Consider the following 18,080-nt stretch of genomic DNA (forward strand, 5'->3'; position numbering starts at 1 on the left):
ATAGCTTTAAGGTCTGCACGTTTTGCCCCAATTCCTCGGACAACTGTCGTTGCTGCACGGCTGGCTGCCCCTCGCGACGCAAGCACTCGCGCTGCTGGTGGCGTTGATCGTGATCGACTGGCGCAGGCCGAGCTGGCTGCGCCGCGCGCTGCCGGTGGCCCTGGTCGTCGCGGCCGCGGTCGCCGCGCTGGCGTACTGGTACATCGTGTCGCTCGGGGTGGCCGGCGACCCGGCACCCAAGTCCCTGTGGCTGTGGATAGCGCTGAGCGGATTGACCGCCGCGGTGTTGGTACTGGGTTGGAAAGGCGCCCGCTGGTGGCGGCGCGGACTCGCCTTCGTGTCGGTACCGCTGTGTGTGGTGTGCGCGAGCATGTCCTTGAACCTCTGGGTGGGCTATTTCCCCACCGTGCTCGCCGCGTGGAATCAGCTGACGTCCGAGCCGCTTCCCGACCAGATCGACCGGCTGCAGGTCACCGCGATGCAGATCGCCGGGACCAAGCCGGACAAGGGTGTCGTCGTGCCGGTCAACATCGACTCCAACGCATCCCACTTCCCGCACCGCCAGGAACTCGTCTACCTGCCCCCGGCGTGGTTCAACACCAACCCGCCGCCCCGGCTCCCGACGGTCATGATGCTCGGCTCGGCGTTCAATCTGCCCCGCGACTGGCTGGGGCCCGGCGGTGCCTTCACCGCGATCGACGGTTTCGCCGCCCGCCATCACGGTTTCTCCCCGGTCTTCGTATTTCCCGACCCCACCGGCGCGTTCGACAACGACACCGAGTGCGTAAACGGAAGCCGCGGAAACGCCGCCGATCACCTGACCAAAGATGTGGTGCCATTCATGGTCTCGAACTTCGGCGTCAGCGCCGACCGGGCGAATTGGGGTGTCGCCGGGTGGTCGATGGGCGGCACCTGCGCCGTCACCCTGGCCGTCATGCACCCGGAATTGTTCAGCGCCTTCGTGGACATCGCCGGCGACTTCCGGCCCAACATCGGCAGCAATGAACAGACCATCGCCGAGTTGTTCGGCGGCAACACCGCCGCCTGGGCCGATTACGACCCGCTCACCGTGATGACCCGGCACGGCCGCTACACCGGGTTGTCGGGATGGTTCGACATCCCCGCCCCGCCCGGTGCGCACAGCGTCCCGCAGGCGGCCAACCCCGCGCTGGTGAGTACCGCCGCGGCCAATCCGGAGGGCCAGGACGCGGCCGCCCACGCGCTGTGCACCATCGCCGAAGCCAACGGCATCAACTGCGCGGTGGTGACCCAGCCAGGCAAACACGACTGGCCGTTCGCCGCCGAGGCGTTCGATGCATCGTTGCCCTGGCTGGCCTCGACGCTGAGAACTCCGAACGTCGAGCCGGTGCCGTTACCGCAGCGGGGCAGCGGCCAGCCGAACTGATCCGATAGCGCGTCGTGATCGCATCGTGACCTTCGCAGCTCTACGCCTTTTTTCGGCGGGAATTCACAGCTGACCCTCCCGTAACGAAACCGACATATCCCAGCTTGCAGTGGTACGGTTCGCTCCTGTGGATGCGGAGTTTGGCAGGAGAGGCGACCGGTACGCGCGCTCGCCTCGTCGCCACAGCACCGCAAACGACGCGGAGATGAAGCGCCGCCGTTTCCTCGGCTCGCTCGCCGCAGCTACGGTCGCCGCGGTCGGTGCGGCACGCCTGATCGTCGATCCCCAACCACGAACTTTTGCCCAGGTGCCCCTGGATTCGATGCCGACCCCCGGGCCCGCGGCACCATCACAGGCAGGCTTGTTGCCTCCCCCGCCGCTCAGCGAGCGCATTCCGCTGCCCGGCGGTGGCGCACTGATGAAGCTCCCCGGCGACGGCGACCTGCTCGCGCTGACCCTCGATGACGGGGTGAACAGCGACGTCGTGCGCGCCTACACGCAGCTCGCCAAGGACACCGGCGTGCGAATGACGTTTTTCGTCAACGGGATCTATAACTCCTGGACCGACAATCTGGATCTGCTGCGACCACTGGTGGAGTCCGGGCAGATCCAGCTCGGCAACCACACCTGGTCGCACCCGGATTTGACGACGGTGCCGCAGAGCAGGGTCGAAGAGGAGCTCAAGCGCAATGACGAGTTCCTCAAGAAGACCTACGGCGTCGGCGCCAAACCGTACTACCGACCGCCCTATGGCAAGCACAACGGCACCGTCGACGCCGTGGCGAACGAGCTCGGCTACACCGTCCCGACCCTGTGGTCTGGGTCGTTGTCGGACTCGACCTTGATCACCGAGGAATACATCCTCAAGATGATCGACGAGTACTTCACACCCCAGAACATTGTGATCGGCCATCTGAATCACCTGCCCGTCACGCACGTGTATCCGCAACTCATCGACACGATCCGGGACCGCAACCTGCGTACTGTCACGCTCAATGACGTGTTCTTGAGAACGCCCTAGCGACAACACGATTGGCTGTCAATATGCCCGACCCGCAGCGGCTTGGCGGGCTTGGCTGGGCGCGCCGCACCGGTGGCCGGCTCTCCGGAGCGGAGCGGCGCCGCCTACTGCTCGCCACTGCGGTGGGGCAATGGACGAACGCGATGGGTCGGGCCAAGCTGGCGCTGGGTCGAATTCCGGAGGCGGCCACGCGCGTCGATCTGAACACCTTGCGGGTACCGGATTCCAGGTTCGCGCGGGAGGCCGAACAGGCGTGCGCGGAATTGCCGCCGACGCTGCTGGGCCACTCCTACCGCACCTGGCTGTTCGGGCATGCTCTCGCGACGGTGGACGGCTGCGAACTCGACGACGAGCTCTTCTATTGCGGGGCGCTGCTGCACGACTACGGCATCGTAAAGCCAACGCCGGAGCGCGATTTCACACTGGGCAGCGCCGAACGGATGTTCGCCTGCGCACAGGCTGCGGGCGTGGACGCTCCGCGCGCGGACCTGCTGGCCGACGGCATCTGTGTGCATACGACACCGGGCATCACGGTCGACGTCGACGGTGCGATGGGCTGCTACCTGCAGTGGGGAGCGATGGTCGACGGCGCCGGACTGCGCATTTGGGACATCGCTCCAGGCAATGTTGCCGAGGTGTTGCGACGTTACCCACGAGGCGATTTCAAACGCGAGCTCGCGAGCATGATGCGCGCCGAGGCAGCGGCGGTGCCGCGCGGACGCTTTGGACTCCTGGTCCGCTGTGGATTGCCGTTAGCGGTACGGATGGCCCCATTCGACTCGTGAGGTCAGTGTCGAGTGGGCGCCGTTGCGGTCGCCGATCGAGCCAGACGCTCGTCCAGTGTTGCGTGGAAGTGTCCAATCGCGCTCTCGTGTCGCCCGAACTCCACGAATTCGTTTGCGCCGGAATGTAAGCCGCGTTGCACACCCGCGGACATCTCGTTGTCTTCCACCAGACCGCGCTCAATGAAGCTACCCGCGCCCACCAGCCTGTCGGTCGGACTGAGCGAAGCACGCGCGGCAACGTCTGGCCTGACCATCGAATAGGTTGTGACTGTGCTGTGGTCGACATCCACCGGGTCGATCACGACCATGGATATCACGTCCGGAAAGGTAGCCAACATGACATTAGGGAACAACTGATACAGATACGTCACCCGAGCATCCGTCGTCCAGGTGCTTTCCGGACGACCGCGAAGCCGTTCAATGTTTTGATACGGGAACGTGATTCGACTGTTCGGTCCGAATCTCTCAACCACGTTGAGATCGTCGTACTGCACCGGGAAAAAGGTTTCCTTATGCGTCGACCGGATGTGGTAGCCCTCCAGGAACTGCTCGGCGAGCACCTTCCAGTTCATCGCTCGCGGCGTCGAGTCCACCACGATGAGTTTCTCAGCCGGGACCAACTTGTCCCGCCACGGACTTCCGTCGGTGAGCCACGCCATCGCTTCGTCGGACTCTGGCGAGCCCGCATCAGCGGAGTCCAGCGGACCGATGACGATCAGGCCATCGACCTCGCGGCTGGTGACCTCGACCAGACCGCGGGTGGACAGGTCCAGATCAGGGAACGCTTCTGCGTGCGGCACATGCGACAGCGAGCCATCAAGACGATACGTCCAGCCGTGGTAGCGGCACACCAACGCGTGGGAGCATCCGGCCCCCTCGACAAGGGCAAACCCGCGATGCCGACACGCATTGCGGAATACCCGGGCGCGCTGATCGCGTCCCCGTACCGCGAATAAGGGCACACCGAAGACGGTTCGTTCGACGTGATCGCCGGGGTGCGGGATGGTCGCCGAGGGAACGAATACACTCGGCATCGTTCGCAGCATCCGCAGTTCGTCCGCGAATCTGTTTGGGCTCATGTAGTTTTCGACGGGCTCACGCCAGCTCTCACCCTCATCGGTGGTACCGGCATCGATATGCGCCAAGATCCGCCTGGCGATTTCCACATCATCCGCGATCAGCGGTTCCGTGGCAGCGCTCATACGCGCCAGTATCACACTAAGGATGTCACGCGTCAATAATTTGGTGATAAAGTTTGCTGCGTGCCCGCCGCTTCCCAGCCTCGCATCGGCGATCTGCTCGACATCCGGCCGCTCAGCGCGCGATCGGTACTCGCGTCGGCACTGCTGGGGTCCGAGGATGCTCGCCTCCCGGTGGCGGAGTTGGTCGCCGTGGCCGCCCTGTTCGGCATCAGCGCCGGTGCGGCCCGCACCTGCCTGTGGCGGATGGTCTCGAACGGCGAACTCACCGCGGACGACGGCAGCTACGCGCTCGCGGGGCGCTTGCTGGAGCGGCGTCGGCGCGTAGACGAAGCGTCCCGGATCGGCGATGCGGCCGACCCCCGGTGGGACGGAACATGGGAGCTCGCGATCGTCTCGCTCGATCGCCGTTCCGCGGCTGATCGCCTCGAGCTACGGAAGGCAGCGACGGAGCTCCACCTCGCGGAGCTTCGGGAAGGTGTCTGGATACGTCCGGAAAACCTTGATCCGCAGCGACTTCCAGCGTCGCGGGCGATACTGGATCAGCAGTGCACACACTTTCACAATGCGAAGACCGATATCCCCCCCGACAATGTCCGAGCCGTGTTTGCCCTCGATGGCTGGACGGACGATGCCACGGTGCTCATCGAGGCGATGGACGTCGCGCTCAAGTCACGTCCAGGCCAGGATTTGACCGAAAGCCTCACCTACGACTTCAACTTATCGATCGCCGTGGTCCGCCATCTTCAGCGCGACCCGCTGCTACCCCTGGCTCTACTGCCAAAGCCGTGGCCGGGGGGCGCGTTGCGCACCACTTACCGCCGGTTCGACCACGCATTCAAACGACGGATGAACGCCGCCTTCCGCCGGGCACCGGGGCGCGGCCCCGCTATGTCGGGCGGCTGACCTTCGGCCGGTTTAGCTCGCCGACCACGCTGGCGACCCAGCGCCGAACATGCGCGGGACTGCGCCAATCACCGGCTTTCTTCTTCGCCATCGCACTGGCGGGAAACCCCTTTGCATCGGGTGCCAGCCGACCACCGAACGTGACGTGTCCGCGTGCGCCGACACGTCGGGCCAACTTCGCGACCTGTGCCGTGGGTGGGACGTCGTTGTCCTCCGCCGAGCCGTCCAGTGGTCCGCTACTCACCAGCCACACCGGCAGCTCGCGCAACGCTGCGGCATTTCGGCGGACAAAGCGTCGCGCGTCGCGGTGCCACCGGTTCGCGTACAACGCGCCGGCCACGATTACCGCGTCGGCACCGATGAGGTCATCAACGTCTTTGGCGGGGCTTACGAACACCTCGCAACCAGCCGCGGTCAACGCTTCACCAATCATCGCGGCCAACCCCGCTGTCCCGCCTCGCTTAGATCCGAAACTTACCAGGACGCGCATCATCTGCTCCCTAGTCCCGCAGCCGCCTCGGCATTCGCTTTGATCGTGTTCAGCGTCGCGCGCATGATATGTGCGACGAACGGCCGGATCAGCCACCAATAACGCACGAAGTGCTGACGTGCGACGGGATCGGTTGTCACAGTTCGGCATTGGTAACTGAGGAGCGTGTGACTTTCGCCGTAGGGCGCCACCGAAAAGTTAGCCGCGATCTTTCCCCATCCGGGTTCGGCGAAGCCGGTGAAATCAACCGCTGCAACGTCGCGCCACTCGATCACCGGCTGCCAGAACTTCCCCACCGCGCCGAATGCGAACTCGCAGTTCGGTCGTTCGCCCAACACCAACCAGCCCGGCAGCCCGTCCTCGGCGATCACCAAGCGTCGTGGGTTTGGCGCGGCCTGTCCTCGCAAACGTGCCGGCAATCCGCGGATCCACATGGATGCCACCAGCAGTGGCGTGCGCACGGTGAGCAGGTCGAGGGCCCTGGCTGCTTGGAAGGTGGTCGGCGGGTCAGCGGCTACGACTACATGCTCGGCGATCATCGCATCGAACGTCGGAACCGCCGATTCGATCAGCATGCTTTCAGCGTCAACAGTTGACATAGTGCGATTGTCGATTCGAGGATTGCCCAGCCCTAGGGTCGGTAGTCCCTTTCCCAAGGGACACTGGGCACATCACGGAGTCACTAGCGGCCGAAGCGTCCTTTGACGAGGCTCTGTTGGGCCAGCCGGCGGATTGCGGTTAGGACGGGTTCGAAAAGTACCGTGCCTAGGACCGCGTATTGAACGGCTTCGGCAGGATCGGTTGGGAGGTTTGCGATCTCACTTGCGGCGATCGCAAGCATGTGTTCGCCGTAGCGGGCTAATTGGTCTCGGTGAAGTTGGAAACCGGCCGCTTCGACTGCGCGAAGCGCACTCTCGAGAAGTGCGGCAGCGGGGGCTTCGACCCGGTAAGGTTCGCCAAGCCAACCGACGACTTCCTCGGCGCGCGGATAGGACTTGCCGTCGGCGTCCATATCTGCGCCTGCCGCGTCGGCTATCACCCGGGTGGCGCTCGCAAGCCGATCGATCGGGCCCGAGTTGGGCTCATCGATGCTCCGCAGGATGGCTTTGGCCTGGGAGAGCGAGAGGCCCGCCGGACCGGTCAGCGCCTTGATGAGGTGAATACGCCGCACGTGCGAGTCGTCGTACACCGCGCGCCGCGGGCCGGCCGCATCACCGGCCGCGAGCATGCCTTCGCGGATGTAGTACTTCACGGTTGGCACCGAGACCTGCGCCTCGTTGGCCAATTCGGATACCCGCACAGTCGTTCCTCCTACCGCCGCGATGGGAGCACACTCGGTCGACACTTGTGTCAGCAGACTGGATAGTACTACTATCCAGCACCAGGGACCCCGATCCTCTCCCCTTCGAGTTGAGGCGGCTGGGACCCCGCGAGATTGCACCAAATGAGGAATCATGAAACCCACCGGCTTCTTCATCAACCTGCACAAGGCCCTCGTCATCCCGGTGACGGTGGCAGCGATGGTTACCTTTGCCAACTACGGCACGATCGTCTGGCTCTACCTCGCCATGCACGGGACCTACTCAATCCTGTGGCTAATCAAAGGCCGCACCTATCCCGACCGGCGGTTCGCCGAACCGGTGGCCATCTGGATTGGGATCGTGTTCGTTTTCCTGCCGCTCGCCGGCTACTACGCCGCGCCAATTCTGTTGGCTTGGCTCAAACCAGATGTCCCCGGCTACGCCGTCTGCATCGGAGTCACCTTCTACGTATTTGGGATCTTTCTGCACTACGTTTCGGACGCCCAGAAGTACTACACGCTGAGGGTTCGCCCCGGCCTCATCGAGGATGGCCTGTTCACCTACACCCGAAATCCCAATTACCTGGGCGAGATCCTGACCTACCTGGGCTTTGCGGTCATCTCCTGGAACCCAATACCGTTTCTGGTTAACGCGGCGTGGATCTTCGGATTCTTCGTCCGCAACATGATCAAGAAGGACCGGACGATGACGCACCATCCCGGCTTTGCCGCCTACAAGGCCCGAACCGGCCTGCTGTTTCCGCGGTTGCGTCCGGCAAGCGTTGCGGCCCAGGGCAACTGAGCTATCCGTCGCCGTAGGTAGTCTCGGCGCGTTGCTTGATGCCCAGCATCATCCCGCGGACCATTGCGAAGTGCAGCGGCTCCCCCACCGCGTAGTCGATGACCGCACCCAGTGCGCGCAGCAGTCCGGAGCCTCGCGGGGCCAGCAGCCGCAACCATCCGGCGTCCCGCTCGCGAACCAGCAGACGGGTGCGACTTTCATTGATCGGCACGAGGACGAATGCCCAGGTCCCGATGACCAGTGCACGGTTCGGCTCGAGAACCGTCACCGCGTTTCCGATCCGCACCCGACCTATCGACCCGGTGTTGATCCGGTCGCCCACCCGGAGATCCTGCAGTTCTGGGTGAATGCGTGTCGCGGAATGGTGCCCTTCGACGTAGTGCACGGTGCCGGGGAACAAATAACGCTCAACCCAGTCATAGCTGTAGAAGCCGGCGCGGTGGTCCCCCATCTGTATAAGCCAGGGCCAGACCGCTGACGGCGCTGCGTTGATGGTCACCGCCCTGGTGTGATGACTCATCACGTCCCCGACGATGTCATCGCCGGGCAGCCGCATCAGCCGTTCGGTAGCTGTTGCGCCCCAATCTAATTGGGCAGGCCGGATCAACACGTCATAGCCGACCAGCCCCAGAGCCGAAGCAGCGAGGCCCCATCTCATTTACGGCACGCCACATTCGGTCGCTGTGTGCGGCGCGATCACGACGTGGGCCGGCTGCGACTGGCCGTAGTACCGCAGGCGCAGCGGCCACAAGCCGATGTGACGCAACTCGACCGCCGCGAATCGGGGTTGCAGATAGTAGCGCCAGGCGATCCGGGCGAGCACCTCTGGCGGCGGCATGGCGAGGACCGCTCGAGCGCTTGCATGCACCAGAAGACGACTGCCGTTGTCCCGGCCTTCGCCACCGAGTAACAGGGCCACCTGGGACGTAGCAGCAAGATTGCGCACCGTCCACGACGACGCCGAGGTCGTCGCGTAGAGCCGGCCGCGGTGGGGTACGAACCACAGCGGTACGGCGAATGCCATGCCCTTGCGTGACCGGGTCGCCAGCACCATGACTCGCGAATTCTTCACCGCCGCCTGGAGTTTCGGCGACTCCAGATGAGAGCCGTCATCCGCGTCGTGCGCGGTCGAAGTGGATGTGGGCAGCGGGCCTAACGGCGGTTCCGGTATAGCGCGAAGCGCGCCGTAGTCCCACGCGGTGACCCGCTCGGGCACGACCCGATAAGTGTGATCGCCCGCGGCATCGGCGGTGCCCCGGACAGTCAGCGCGCGCAACCGAAACCACTGCGGGCCGTCGTCAGCTACCAGCACGACGGGGCAGCCGGCGAGGTCTGGGCTGTCGGCAGTCACCCGCACGATGCGCGCCGACGAGGCGGGATCGGCCGGTTCTTCTAGAGCCACCGCCACCGGAAGCAATTGGATTTCGTTGTCGATGACGGCGGCCAACGCCGCGCGTGGTGGAGAAAGCGCCAGATCGGCTACGGCGCCTACCTCGACATCACGAGTGATCACAACCGCCGCCTCTCGGTAGACGCGCCTCGGTTCGAAGGTACGCCGGTGGTGTGACCTGCCGGCGACAGGGCGGCTCCGGTCGTCAGTCTGCGTCGGATTCGGTCGATTCCGCCGAGAGCAGCATCACCAACGTCTCGCGAAATTCGCCCAGCCGCTGCTTACCCAGCACCTGCTGCCAGCGCTTCTCCAATTCGATTGCGTTGGAGCGCATTACCTGCAAAGCCTGACGACCGCGCGGTGTCAGCTCGATGATTCGGGCGCGCGCGTCGGCCGGGTCCGGTACTCGGGTGACGTATCCGTGCCGCTCCAGGGCCACCACCGCCTGGGCCACCGCCTGCCGGCTCACCTTGAGCCGATCGGCCAGCGCCGACGCATGAAGTCCGCCTAATGCCAGCGGTACCAAAGCGACGGCTTGCGCGGGCCGGATCCCGTCCAGCCCAGCCGCGGCGAATGCCGCCCGTAACTGCGGCGCACCCGATGCGGCAACCAGATTCACCAGCGCCGGAACGGTGGGTTGCCATTCGCCCTCCACAACACGTCGCATACAAGGAGTGTGCCATTCCCGTCTCAATTGACAAGTTACTTGTCAAATATGGCCCGGAGTGCCACGATGGCGTTATGCGATCCGGCTTCATCCGCACGCTGCACGTGTGCGTCCTCGGGACTTTGATCGTCGTGCTCGGCGGCTGCGTGGGCGGCGGACATGCGTTGGGAACACCGGGTTCTCAGTCGATTCCGGTCGGGCAATCCACCCAGAGTATCGAGTCGGGCGGGGTCACCAGGACGTTCCATCTCTACCGGCCGCAAGGCCTGACCGAAGCGGTTCCGCTGGTGGTGATGCTGCACGGCGGCTTCGGCAACGGTGCGCAGGCCGAGCGCTCCTATCACTGGGACGACGCGGCCAACGCTGGTCATTTCCTGGTCGCCTACCCCGACGGTCTCAACCGTGCCTGGAATGCCGGCACCTGCTGTGGTGAGCCGCAGCGCGACAACGTCGACGACGTCGGATTCCTCACCGCGATGGTCGGCGCCATCGCGCAAGAGATCCCGATCGATCGCGCCCGCGTCTACGTCACCGGCATGTCGAACGGGGCGATGATGGCGCTGCGGCTGGGCTGCCAGACCGATACCTTCGCCGCGATCGCTCCCGTCGCGGGGACTCTGCTGACGGACTGCGGCGGGGCCCGGCCGACGTCGGTTCTGCAGGTCCACGGCACGGCCGACGACCGGGTGCCGTACAACGGTGGGCCTGGCAAAGCATTTGGCGCCGACGGAGTTCCACGGGTGGACGGGCCATCGGCGGAGGCGGTCAATGCCACCTGGCGTGCCATCGACGGCTGCGGCTCGCCGACGTCGACAACGGCCGGGGACGTGACGACTCAAACGGCCGGCTGTGCGGACGGGCGCACCGTGGAGTTGATCTCGGTGGCCGGCGCGGGACACCAGTGGCCCGGTGGCGAGCCGAGCCCCCTTGCCGAGCGGGTCGGCGGCATCCCGGCGCCGTCCACCGCGCTCGACGCCACCGGCACCATCTGGCAGTTCTTCACCCAGAGCCACCGCTAGCGCGTCGGGTCGTGCAGCATCCCGTCGATCAAACGATGGAGCACCTGGCGGGTTTCGCGGCGGGCTCGCTTGGGGTCGTCCGAGGTGGCGATCGCCATCGCCGCCTCGTCGAGCGCGCCGATCAGCACGTGTGCCAGCGGTCGCGTCGGCTGGCGCGCCAGCTGGCCCGCCTTGATGGCCTCGGCCAGCAGCTGTTCGGTCATCCCCAGGCTGTACCGCTGAGCGACGTCGCGGAACCCCGCCCAGCCCAGCACGCTGGGCGCGTCGAGCAGGATCAGCTGCCGGACCTCGGGATCACTGGAAACCTCCAGCCAGGCATCGACGGCGGCGCGGATCGCGTCGGCGGGTGTCGTTGCGCCCGACGTCGCCACGATGGTGGCCATCCGGGCCATCACGTCCTGTTCCACCACCTCGACGACTTCTCCGAATAGTGCTGCCTTGTCGGCGAATTGGTGATACATCGCGCCGCGGGTGACACCGGCGGTCGCGGCGATCTCGGGCGTGCCCACTTCGACGTAGCCCCGCTCGCCCCATAACCGTCGGGCAGCCGAGATCAGCGCGTCGCGGGTCGCCGCGGAGCGCTCCTCCTGAGTCCTTCTCTTGCTTTCCATACAACCTGTTGGTAACTTACGAACAGACAGCCTGTTTGTAAATGCCCACCTCTGAGTAGGAGCCATCCATGTCGACGATCGACATTAGTGCCGGGACGATCCATTACGAAGCAATCGGACCCGAAAACGGCAGGCCAGTCGTCTTTGTGCACGGCTACATGATGGGCCGAGAGCTCTGGCGCCAGGTCAGCGAGAAGCTCGCCGCGCGCGGGCTGCGGTGTATCGCCCCCACCTGGCCCCTTGGCGCGCATCCGGAACCGCTGCGCCCGGGGGCCGACCGGACCATCTACGGCGTGGCCCGCATCGTCGCCGACGTGCTGGACGCCCTTGAGCTCGACGACGTGGTGCTGGTCGGCAACGACACCGGCGGAGTTGTGACGCAACTCGTCGCGGTGCACTACCCGGAGCGGCTCGGTGCGCTGGTGCTGACGAGTTGTGATGCGTTCGAACACTTTCCGCCGCCGATCCTCAAGCCGGTGATCCTGGCGGCCAAGTCGAAGGCGACGTTTAAAGCGGTGGCCCAGGCGATGCGGGTGCCGGCCGCGCGCAAGCGCGCGTTTGACGGCCTGGCGCATCGCAACATCGACGATCTCACCGAGATCTGGGTGCGCCCAGGGCTATCCGATCCCGGCGTCGTCGAAGACCTGCGCCAGCTGTCGCTCTCGCTGCGCACCGAGGTGACCACGGGCGTCGCGGCCCGGTTACCCGAATTCGACAAGCCCACGCTCATCGCGTGGTCGGGCGACGACACGTTCTTCGAACTCGCCGACGGCGAAAAACTGGCCGCCACCATCCCAAACGCCCGCCTCGAGGTCATCGACGGCGCCCGGACGTTCTCAATGGTGGACCAACCGGACCGGCTCGCCGATCTGTTGTCGACGATCGCGGTGCGCGCCTAGGGCCGGGCGGCCCGCACGCAGGTTCTCGTAGCCTGCAACGCATGGCCATCAAACTCGAGAACATCGGCATCGCGGTTCGCGACCTGGAAGCGACGATCTCCTTTTTCACCGATCTCGGTCTCACGGTCGTCGGCCGTGACACGGTCAGCGGTGAGTGGGCAGACACTGCCGTCGGCCTCGATGGCAACCACGCCAACATTGCGATGCTCCAGACGCCAGACGGTCACGGCCGCCTTGAGCTGTTCGAGTACATCCACCCGATCGCGATCGACTCGAAGCCCACGCTTCCCAACGAGATTGGTATGCACCGCGTTGCCTTCTCGGTCGACGACATCGACCAGGCCGTTGAGATAGCCGCGCGGCACGGCTGCCTTCCACTTCGCGGCGTGGCGACATATGAGGACGCCTACAGGCTCACCTACCTCCGCGGCCCCAGCGGCATCATCGTGATGCTCGCCGAGGAGCTGAAGAAGGACTGACGTCCACCGACGCGCTCCACGTAAGGCGGTGTGGGAGCCGTTGCCCTGGCCGTATAGCGTTTCGCCCATGTCAGAGTCGACACAGGTGCTCAAGGGCCGACGAATCCTGGTGACCGGCGGGGCGACCGGAATCGGCGCGGCCGCCGTCGAAGTTCTCACCGCGGCGGGGGCTGACCTCGCCGCGACCTATCACAAGACGCCGCCACCCGAGGGCCTCGCGGCCAACTGGACGCAGTGCGATGTGCGCGACGCCGACGCCGTCTCGGCGATGGTCCAACAATCCGCCGAGCGGCTGGGCGGCCTCGATGTCCTCGTCAACGCCGCCGGGCTCTGGATGGCCGGGATACCCGGGTACGTCGGCGCCGACGACATTTCGTTCCTGTTGGACACCAACGTCAAGGCGACCATCCTCACCAATCAGGCGGCGTATGCCGTGATGAAGGAGCAGAAACCCAAGGGCGGCAGGATCATCAACTTCGGATCCTCCGAAGCCGTTATGGGCAGCCCGATTTCGGCCGTCTATGCCGCGACCAAGGGGGCCGTGCAGGCCTGGACGCGATCGGCCGCCAAGGCCTGGGCCTCTGACAAGATCACCGTCAACTCGCTGGCGCCCGCGGTACAGACGGCCGGCGCCGACCGGCTGCGCGAATTCCTCGGGCCGGACGCCGCCGCGCTGATCGACCAGCAGATGCAGATGATGATTCCGCTCGGCGGGACCTTGGGAGATCCGGCGCGCGACCTCGGCCCGATGCTGGTTTTCCTGGCCGGTCCGGGGTCGGGCTTCATCACCGGGCAGCTGCTGGCCGTGGACGGCGGCCTGATGATGGTCGGCGGGTAGGAAACCGACGGGTATCGCTCGACCCGCTAAGATAAGACGGACCGTCTCGTCTCGTAAGGGTGAAGGTGAATCTCGATGGCTGACGACACCATGCAGGCGTTCCTGCGCCGCCGCCTGTCGGATCCGAACGTCGCCGTGAAACACCGCGATCTGCAATGGAGTTGGATCGAGCACCTGGAGCACGCCACCGCGCGGGCCGCGGCGCTGATCGGTGCCGCCGACCCGCAGCGACCGCTGCACGTCGGTGCGTTGCTGGGCAACACTCCCGAGATGGTCAACCAGATGGCGGCCGCCGGGCTGGGCGGCTACGTGTTGTGCGGACTGAACAACACCCGGCGCGGTGAGGCGCTGGCCGCCGACGTCCGGCGCGCCGACTGCCAGTTCGTCGTGACCGACGCCGAGCACCGGCCACTGCTGGACGACTTGGACCTCGCGGGCACGCGGATCTTTGATATCTCGACACCGCAATGGACCGAATTCATCAGTGCGGCCGGCGAACTGGTCCCGTATCGGGAAGTCGCCGCGACGGACGCGTTCATGATGATCTTCACCTCGGGCACGAGCGGAAATCCCAAGGCGGTTCAGGTCTCCCACCTGATGGCGATGTTCGCCGGCACTAATCTGGTCCAACGTTTCGCCCTCACCGAACAGGACACCTGCTACGTGTCCATGCCGTTGTTTCACTCCAACGCGGTCGTCGCCGGCTGGGCGCCCGCGGTCTGTTCCGGCGCCGCGATCGTGCCGACGAAGTTCTCGGCGACCAGCTTCCTCGACGACGTCCGCCACTACGGTGCGACCTACATGAACTACGTCGGCAAGCCGCTGGCCTATATCCTGGCCACGCCCGAGCGTGACGACGACGCCGACAACCCGCTACGGGTCGCGTTCGGCAACGAGGCCAACGACAAGGATATCGAAGAGTTCGGTCGCCGCTTCGGCGTTCAGGTCGAGGACGGTTTCGGCTCAACCGAGAACGCGGTCATCGTGATTCGCGAAGAAGGCACGCCGAAGGGGTCCATCGGCAAGGGCATCGACGGGATCGCGATCTACAACAGCGACACCATCACCGAATGTGCGGTCGCGCGCTTCGACGACAGCGGCGCGCTCGCCAATGCCGACGAGGCGGTGGGCGAGCTGGTCAACACCGCGGGATCGGGTTTCTTCACCGGCTACTACAACGACCCCGCCGCGAACGCCGAACGGATGCGCCACGGCATGTACTGGTCCGGGGACCTCGCCTACCGCGACGCCGACGGATGGATCTACCTCGCCGGCCGCACCGCGGACTGGATGCGGGTCGACGGTGAAAACATGGCCGCCGCCCCGATCGAGCGAATCCTACTGCGCCACAACGCGATCAATCGAGTCGCGGTGTACGCCATGCCGGATGGGCATGTCGGCGATCAGGTGATGGCCGCTGTGGTGCTGAATGAGGGCCGCACGCTTGGGCCCGAGGAATTCGAAGCCTTCCTGGGCCGCCAACCCGACCTGTCCCCCAAGGCGCGCCCGCGCTATGTGCGCATCGCCACCGACCTGCCCAGCACCGCCACGCACAAGGTTCTCAAGCGCCAGTTGATCGCGCAGGGAACGGCGATCGGCGCGGAGGAAACTCTGTGGGTACGCGAACCTCGCGGCACGGCCTACCGGGACGCGGCTAATTCCTTGGTGCCCGGCGGCGGATCTGCCCCTTCGCCCGTGGCACCCGCTTAACGGGATCTCTGTCTGTGCCGCCGGCGATCTCGTCGCGCAGCTGCGCGATGTTGGAGATCTCCGCATACAACCCGCGAATCGCGTAGTCCAGCACGGCAAACGAGAAGCGCTGGTCCGGATCGTCGGTGATGCCGAGTTCGCGGGAACGCTGTCGCGACCACAGTGCCTCGTCGAGGCGGGCCCGGGTGGCTTCGAGATGTCGATCCAGCGTGTCGACGACTCGCTCGGGATCCTCGCCTCGCGCGAGCCAGGTACGCAAGATGACCGGGTGCTTGATGACCACCTGATCGTCGCCCGGAAAGTGTTGGACCCAACGGCGAAGAGCGTCGAGCCCGGAATCGGTGGTCTCGTACAAGGTGATCGCACGCTTGCCGGAGTGAGCGGCAATTTCGTTGACCATCCCCCACTGCAGCAGCCGACTCAGTTCGCGTCGCACGTGACTGACCGAGGGCGACCAATAGAAGTGGCCGACCGTCAGCTCGGCGCGCATCTTGATCTCACCGGCGGTCAACTGTTCGTCGTTTGCCGCCAGCACGCCCAGCACCAGGTAGGCCGTTACCGGTAGGCCATTGGTGCTGCGCCGGGTACTCACGACTGACTACTTCTGGTTGGTGAAGTAGGGCAGGGTCAAGTCCGGGTCAACGACGTGGAAGTCCACCTGCACGCGCATCCCGATCGCCAGCTGCTCGGGTGCCACACCGACGATGTTGGTGAGCATCTGATAGCCCTCGTCGAGCGTGATGATCGCCGGCGCGTAGGGTGGTTCGAACTCGGGCGTGACGGGGCGGGAAACCACTGTCCAGCTGTAGATTTCGCCCGACCCGGCGCTGTTGGCCCAGTGTAATTCGGTCGAGAGGCATTGGCGGCAGTGCTCGGTCGGGGGGAAGTTGGCCAGGCCGCACGCATCGCAGCGCTGATAGCGCAGCTCCCGTGATTGACATCCCTGCCAGAACGGCACGCTGAGGTGGCTGCTCGCGTGTGGCAGCGGCCCGGTCTGAGGTTGCAACTCGGTCATCGTGGCTCGTCTCCGACGATCAGCACCGTGGTGAACAAGGCACCCGCTCCCCCGTTGCTGCAAAACGCAACATGCGCGTCGGGTACCTGGAGCGCACCGGCCTCACCGCGCAACTGCTGCACGGCGCGGATGGCGCGTTGCATCATTTGCGGATTGGCCCCGGCGTGGCTGAAGGACATGGTTCCTCCATCGGTGGTGATCGGATGACTGCCGTTGATGGCGATGTGGCCGTCGGCGACGAACGGTCCGCCTTCGCCCTCGCCGCAGAAGCCGAAAGCCTCGAGCTGACGGATGATTTCGAACGAGAACGGATCGTAGAGTTCCAGCACGTCGACGTCGTCGGGCCGAATTCCGGCGTGGCGGAACGCGCCTTCGGCCGCGCGTCGTCCGACGACGCCATTGACGTACCGGACGTGATCGCCGCGCCGCCCGGCCAGGTCCCAGGCCGGTGGATGCTGATACGACGGCCCGTGAAAGTCCGCGCCGCTGCCCAGCACGTAGATCGGCCGGCTCGCCGACTCGCGTTTGTCCATGACCTTGTCGATGTTCGCCACCACCAGCGCACAGCCGCCCTCGGAGGTGGTGGCGCAGTCGAGCAGGTGAAACGGTTCGGCAATCGGCCGGGAGGCGGTGATGTCGTCCGGGGTGAACGGACCGCGTTGGTAGTAAACAGCTTCGGGGTTCTGGGATCCGTTGTTGCGGATTGTCGACGCGACGATCGACAGCTGCTCGCGGGTGGTGCCGTAGACGTGCATGTGACGCCGGGCGATCAACGCGAACTCGGCGGTGGTGAACATGCCCCACGGCGCGACGAACTCGTTCTCGGGCCTGGTCCATGGCGCCGTCGCCTCGTGGTCGCGGTATTCGCCGGCCTGGGCGGCGACCAGGACCACGACGTCGGCCATGCCGTGCTCGATCGCGGTGACCGCCTCGGTGATCATGCCGACCCCGAAGGCCAGGCCCTGCCACGCCGGACCGATCCGCAGGTCGTAGATCAACGACGTCGAGTGCGGGCTCGCGCTGATACCGTCCACGTCGTCGAGGCTCAGGCCGGCGTCGTCGAGTGCACCCAGAATCGCCTTGATCGCCAGCCCGCGCGACGTTTCGCCGTCGAGGCGTCGTCCCTGTCGGGTGTTGTGCACCCCGACGATCGCCGCGGTGCGTTGCGGCGCGCTCACCCTTGTTCCATCCGTTGCGGCCCTTCAGTTCTCATCTGCTACTACCCCGAGATAGGTTCCCAAGACCTGGTATTGCCGTCCATCGCGCAACACCGTGCCGATCGTTCGGGTGCGCGCATCGACGGCCGGTGTGCCGGCGGCCCCGCCCTTTTCCACGACGTCGATCCGCACGTCGATCGGCCGCGCGGTTTGCGGGTCGGTGATCTCGACGACCATTGCCACCGCGCCCTCTTGCTCATCCCACTCCACGCCGGTGATCCGGTGCCGCGCGGTCAGTTCCATCACAACGGAGTCCTGACGCACCAGGAAGCGCACCGGCGCGCAGAGCTCCCCGGCCCGCGGCAGCACGCACAGCGTGACGGCCAT

Annotated in this window: 22 protein-coding genes; 10 read left to right on the forward strand and 12 right to left on the reverse strand. The window is 65.5% G+C overall.

Annotated features, from left to right (window positions below; translation table 11 throughout):
* The first annotated feature begins 22 nt into the window (after window positions 1-22).
* The 3 genes from SKC41_RS06590 to SKC41_RS06600 all read left to right on the forward strand — a co-directional run bounded on the left by SKC41_RS06590 (window position 23) and on the right by SKC41_RS06600 (window position 3,211).
* Complete coding sequence (locus tag SKC41_RS06590; protein WP_330976892.1) at window positions 23-1,405, forward strand: alpha/beta hydrolase; 1,383 nt, start codon at window positions 23-25, stop codon at window positions 1,403-1,405.
* 205 nt (window positions 1,406-1,610) lie between these two features.
* Window positions 1,611-2,426 carry a polysaccharide deacetylase family protein gene (locus SKC41_RS06595; protein ID WP_330976893.1) on the forward strand — a complete coding sequence of 272 codons (816 nt, stop codon included), beginning with the start codon at window positions 1,611-1,613 and terminating at the stop codon, window positions 2,424-2,426.
* A 23-nt stretch (window positions 2,427-2,449) separates the two neighbouring features.
* Window positions 2,450-3,211, forward strand: coding sequence for an HD domain-containing protein (locus SKC41_RS06600; protein WP_330976894.1), 762 nt, complete (start codon window positions 2,450-2,452; stop codon window positions 3,209-3,211).
* A 2-nt stretch (window positions 3,212-3,213) separates the two neighbouring features.
* Here the strand turns inward: SKC41_RS06600 and SKC41_RS06605 are convergent, their stop codons facing one another.
* A complete protein-coding gene (locus tag SKC41_RS06605; protein WP_330976895.1) occupies window positions 3,214-4,413 on the reverse strand; it encodes an aromatic ring-hydroxylating oxygenase subunit alpha in 1,200 nt (399 codons plus the stop codon).
* Window positions 4,414-4,473: 60 nt separating this feature from the next.
* On the opposite strand from SKC41_RS06605, the gene SKC41_RS06610 reads away from it, so the two are divergent.
* Window positions 4,474-5,316 (forward strand): PaaX family transcriptional regulator C-terminal domain-containing protein, encoded by an 843-nt coding sequence (locus SKC41_RS06610; protein ID WP_330976896.1) that lies wholly within the window; start codon window positions 4,474-4,476, stop codon window positions 5,314-5,316.
* Here the strand turns inward: SKC41_RS06610 and SKC41_RS06615 are convergent.
* The 3 genes from SKC41_RS06615 to SKC41_RS06625 all read right to left on the reverse strand — a co-directional run bounded on the left by SKC41_RS06615 (window position 5,300) and on the right by SKC41_RS06625 (window position 7,106).
* Complete coding sequence (locus tag SKC41_RS06615; protein WP_330976897.1) at window positions 5,300-5,806, reverse strand: flavodoxin domain-containing protein; 507 nt, start codon at window positions 5,804-5,806, stop codon at window positions 5,300-5,302. The two genes, SKC41_RS06610 and SKC41_RS06615, sit on opposite strands and share 17 nt — an antisense overlap.
* Entirely contained in the window at window positions 5,806-6,405 is a 600-nt protein-coding gene (locus SKC41_RS06620) for a hypothetical protein (protein WP_330976898.1), read from the reverse strand. Before SKC41_RS06620 ends, SKC41_RS06615 begins: the two co-directional genes overlap by 1 nt.
* 83 nt (window positions 6,406-6,488) lie before the next feature.
* Window positions 6,489-7,106 carry a MerR family transcriptional regulator gene (locus SKC41_RS06625; RefSeq protein WP_330976899.1) on the reverse strand — a complete coding sequence of 206 codons (618 nt, stop codon included), beginning with the start codon at window positions 7,104-7,106 and terminating at the stop codon, window positions 6,489-6,491.
* 154 nt (window positions 7,107-7,260) lie between these two features.
* Here SKC41_RS06625 and SKC41_RS06630 point away from each other — a divergent pair, with 154 nt between their 5' ends.
* Window positions 7,261-7,908 carry a methyltransferase family protein gene (locus SKC41_RS06630; RefSeq protein WP_330976900.1) on the forward strand — a complete coding sequence of 216 codons (648 nt, stop codon included), beginning with the start codon at window positions 7,261-7,263 and terminating at the stop codon, window positions 7,906-7,908.
* Window position 7,909: 1 nt separating this feature from the next.
* Here the strand turns inward: SKC41_RS06630 and SKC41_RS06635 are convergent, their stop codons facing one another.
* The 3 genes from SKC41_RS06635 to SKC41_RS06645 form a co-directional block, all read right to left on the reverse strand.
* A complete protein-coding gene (locus tag SKC41_RS06635; protein ID WP_330976901.1) occupies window positions 7,910-8,566 on the reverse strand; it encodes a hypothetical protein in 657 nt (218 codons plus the stop codon).
* Window positions 8,567-9,421, reverse strand: a complete 855-nt coding sequence (locus SKC41_RS06640; RefSeq protein WP_330976902.1) for a pyridoxamine 5'-phosphate oxidase family protein — start codon at window positions 9,419-9,421, stop codon at window positions 8,567-8,569.
* Window positions 9,422-9,503: 82 nt separating this feature from the next.
* Complete coding sequence (locus SKC41_RS06645) at window positions 9,504-9,965, reverse strand: MarR family winged helix-turn-helix transcriptional regulator (protein ID WP_330976903.1); 462 nt, start codon at window positions 9,963-9,965, stop codon at window positions 9,504-9,506.
* Between the two features lie 74 nt (window positions 9,966-10,039).
* Between SKC41_RS06645 and SKC41_RS06650 the strand changes: the two genes are divergently transcribed.
* Window positions 10,040-10,984 (forward strand): alpha/beta hydrolase family esterase, encoded by a 945-nt coding sequence (locus SKC41_RS06650; protein ID WP_330976904.1) that lies wholly within the window; start codon window positions 10,040-10,042, stop codon window positions 10,982-10,984.
* Here the strand turns inward: SKC41_RS06650 and SKC41_RS06655 are convergent.
* Entirely contained in the window at window positions 10,981-11,595 is a 615-nt protein-coding gene (locus SKC41_RS06655; protein ID WP_330976905.1) for a TetR/AcrR family transcriptional regulator, read from the reverse strand. The genes SKC41_RS06650 and SKC41_RS06655 overlap by 4 nt on opposite strands.
* 68 nt (window positions 11,596-11,663) lie before the next feature.
* Between SKC41_RS06655 and SKC41_RS06660 the strand changes: the two genes are divergently transcribed.
* The 4 genes from SKC41_RS06660 to fadD1 all read left to right on the forward strand — a co-directional run bounded on the left by SKC41_RS06660 (window position 11,664) and on the right by fadD1 (window position 15,521).
* Window positions 11,664-12,494 carry an alpha/beta fold hydrolase gene (locus SKC41_RS06660; RefSeq protein WP_330976906.1) on the forward strand — a complete coding sequence of 277 codons (831 nt, stop codon included), beginning with the start codon at window positions 11,664-11,666 and terminating at the stop codon, window positions 12,492-12,494.
* Window positions 12,495-12,535: 41 nt separating this feature from the next.
* Window positions 12,536-12,973 carry a VOC family protein gene (locus SKC41_RS06665; RefSeq protein ID WP_330976907.1) on the forward strand — a complete coding sequence of 146 codons (438 nt, stop codon included), beginning with the start codon at window positions 12,536-12,538 and terminating at the stop codon, window positions 12,971-12,973.
* A 67-nt stretch (window positions 12,974-13,040) separates the two neighbouring features.
* Entirely contained in the window at window positions 13,041-13,811 is a 771-nt protein-coding gene (locus SKC41_RS06670) for an SDR family NAD(P)-dependent oxidoreductase (RefSeq protein WP_330976908.1), read from the forward strand.
* A gap of 75 nt (window positions 13,812-13,886) precedes the next feature.
* Window positions 13,887-15,521, forward strand: coding sequence for a fatty-acid--CoA ligase FadD1 (gene fadD1, locus SKC41_RS06675; RefSeq protein WP_330976909.1), 1,635 nt, complete (start codon window positions 13,887-13,889; stop codon window positions 15,519-15,521).
* On the opposite strand, the gene SKC41_RS06680 is transcribed toward fadD1, so the two are convergent.
* From SKC41_RS06680 to SKC41_RS06695, 4 genes are read right to left on the reverse strand one after another with little or no spacing between them, the layout of a single operon-like run.
* On the reverse strand, window positions 15,466-16,113 hold the full coding sequence (locus tag SKC41_RS06680) for a MarR family transcriptional regulator (protein ID WP_330976910.1): 648 nt from the start codon (window positions 16,111-16,113) through the stop codon (window positions 15,466-15,468). The two genes, fadD1 and SKC41_RS06680, sit on opposite strands and share 56 nt — an antisense overlap.
* A gap of 6 nt (window positions 16,114-16,119) precedes the next feature.
* Complete coding sequence (locus tag SKC41_RS06685) at window positions 16,120-16,536, reverse strand: Zn-ribbon domain-containing OB-fold protein (RefSeq protein ID WP_330976911.1); 417 nt, start codon at window positions 16,534-16,536, stop codon at window positions 16,120-16,122.
* Complete coding sequence (locus SKC41_RS06690; RefSeq protein ID WP_330976912.1) at window positions 16,533-17,714, reverse strand: thiolase family protein; 1,182 nt, start codon at window positions 17,712-17,714, stop codon at window positions 16,533-16,535. Before SKC41_RS06690 ends, SKC41_RS06685 begins: the two co-directional genes overlap by 4 nt.
* 24 nt (window positions 17,715-17,738) lie before the next feature.
* Window positions 17,739-18,080, reverse strand: a complete 342-nt coding sequence (locus SKC41_RS06695) for a hypothetical protein (RefSeq protein ID WP_330976913.1) — start codon at window positions 18,078-18,080, stop codon at window positions 17,739-17,741.

Origin of the sequence: Mycobacterium sp. 050128 (assembly GCF_036409155.1) — a bacterium.
GTDB lineage: Bacteria > Actinomycetota > Actinomycetes > Mycobacteriales > Mycobacteriaceae > Mycobacterium.